3 protein-coding genes are annotated in these 2,092 nt (G+C 69.0%); all 3 read right to left on the reverse strand.

The genetic code is table 11. The features are described from left to right. The coding region (locus tag VF468_19085) for a DUF4386 domain-containing protein (GenBank protein HEX5880396.1) at positions 1-350 on the reverse strand (350 nt) is incomplete at its 3' end. 91 nt (positions 351-441) lie between these two features. Continuing rightward, the gene (locus VF468_19090; protein HEX5880397.1) at positions 442-999 is read right to left on the reverse strand and encodes a hypothetical protein; all 558 of its coding nucleotides are present in this window, start codon (positions 997-999) and stop codon (positions 442-444) included. Between the two features lie 500 nt (positions 1,000-1,499). Then, positions 1,500-2,092: nuclease-related domain-containing protein (locus VF468_19095; protein HEX5880398.1), on the reverse strand; the 593-nt coding region annotated here is incomplete at its 5' end.

A 2,092-nucleotide genomic window follows, 5' to 3' on the forward strand; every position in this document is an offset into this window, starting at 1 on the left:
GGGGGCGCGTCCTGGCGGAGGCTGGAGATGGCGAGCATGCAGACGATGCCGATGGCGATGAAGGTGCACTCCACCAGCCGCGCGGTCACGTAGGCGACGGCGCCTGCCTCGTGGACGCGCTTGTGGATCGAGTACGGCACCACCGCCGTCCCGACGTTGGAGATGATGAGGAGCAGCTCCAGCACGGCCCCGATCCCGATGAGGGTCCGGGCGTCGGTCCCGGCGCCGGTGATGTAGTTGCCTTCGTGGTCGAGCACCGGCGCGTAGAAGAACAATCGTGCGGGGATCGAGGTCACAAAGGTGATGATCCACAGCCACCCGGTGAAGGTCGCGACCCTCCGATAGTTCATGGGATCCCTCCCGTCCGCGCGGCCCGCCGTTGGCACTCCCCTGACAGCCCGACATCTGCAGATCTGCGTCTGGTCCGCAGAGGCCGCTTCGCTACCTCGCAGGGCTGACGGTCCCGACGAACACCGCGGTCGTATCGACCAAGTCGAGCAGGCCCGCGGCGATGCCGGCCTCGATCGTCTCAGCCGAGGTCAGCGGCTGGCCGTTCACACTCTGCGCCAGCGGCAGGGGTCCAAAGCCAGGGAAGACGCTGACCACCGCCACGCAGTCGCCGCTCGTGATCGCTTCGGCGCTGCAGACCACGAAGTAGCCGTGCATGAACGGCGTCCAGCCGGGATCCCCAGGCGCGGCCTGGATCGTGTGGTCGTGGATCGCCGGGAGATCGCCCTGCGGCGTATCCGTCTGCGCCGCGATCACATAGAAGTTCTGTGTCTTGGCGTTCGGGATGGTGGGGAGCGGGTTTCCGGCCTGGGGGAAGGTCATCCACACCTCGACGCCGTTGACCCACACGGGCTCATAGCAAGCGCCCTTGTGGGTCTGGCGGAGGCAGTTCACGGGGGCGGCTTGTGCCGCTGGAAGCGCCGAGACGAACAGCGAGATTGCCATCGATACGACCACGACGGCGATGGAACGACGGATCAGGCGACGCATGGGCTCTGCCTCCCCTGTCGTATTAGGAACTGGTCGTCGTGGGCGACGATCAGTCGTTCAGGAGCAAGCACTGGCGAAGACGGTCTGCAGGTGGGTAGCCCCAACCGTAAGGATCAAACGCACATATCGCCAGGGCTGGCTTACGCCTGCGGGCGCTACCTCGGCCACCCCAGCGCCCGGGTCCACCATCGAGGTCGTCGCCGAGGAGCTGAGCCTTCGTTGGCGACGGCGAGCACGACCAGGACGACGAGGAACCAGCACCAGTAGCCAGCTCGACCAGCGCAGCGGGGAGCGGGACGTGGGTGACCGAGCAGCATGCCAGCGTTCCGCTCCGTCATGTCCGTGCTGGTGAGCCTCCTAGGGACCTTCTCTACGACCTCCAGACGGTCCAGACAGGTCCGGGGCCGATCTCCTGCAGGGTCTGCGGCCAGGCCTTCAACCCCAGGACGCCGTACTTGGCCACCAGCCGCAAGCTGGATAGCCGCCCGGCATGCCGCGGGTCAAGCGGCGGCGTGGAAGCGGATCCGAGCTTGGTGGGCCAGGGCGGCGACCCGTTCGGGCCCCAGCACCGCCGGGAGGGTGCGAAGCATGCTTGGCAGGCGCCGGGCCGACACGACGGGCACGCCCTGGGTGACGACCTTGCCCCAGGGGACCTGGGCGCCGTGGACGGCCACGATCGGCACCACGACTTGGGGATCGGCCAGGACCCGGGCGGCTCGGTCGGCCTCGAACGACACGGCCTGTACGGTCGAGGCGAGTGGGTAGCGGCCATGCCACAGTCGCCCGGATGGATCGAGCTGGAGGCGGCCGCGATACTGCTTGGAATCGACCACGAACACGCCGCCGGGGCCGATCATCAAGTGGTCGAGGTTGGCCCGGCTGCCGGGGACGGCCAGGTCGTGCAGGACCACCCATCCCTGCCGCTCCAGGGGGCCGAGCAGCCGGGCGGTGCGCCGCTCCCCGGCTGCCCCGCGCCGCCAGGCGACGGCGTACGGGCTGGGCCGGAACCGCAGCCCCCAGCCGACCGCCATGGCGGCGAGCACGCCAACCACTAGGCCGAGCCGGGGCGCCACCAGGCGGCCAAGGGCTCCCA

The sequence above is a fragment of the Actinomycetota bacterium genome (assembly GCA_036280995.1).
Taxonomy (GTDB): domain Bacteria; phylum Actinomycetota; class CALGFH01; order CALGFH01; family CALGFH01; genus CALGFH01.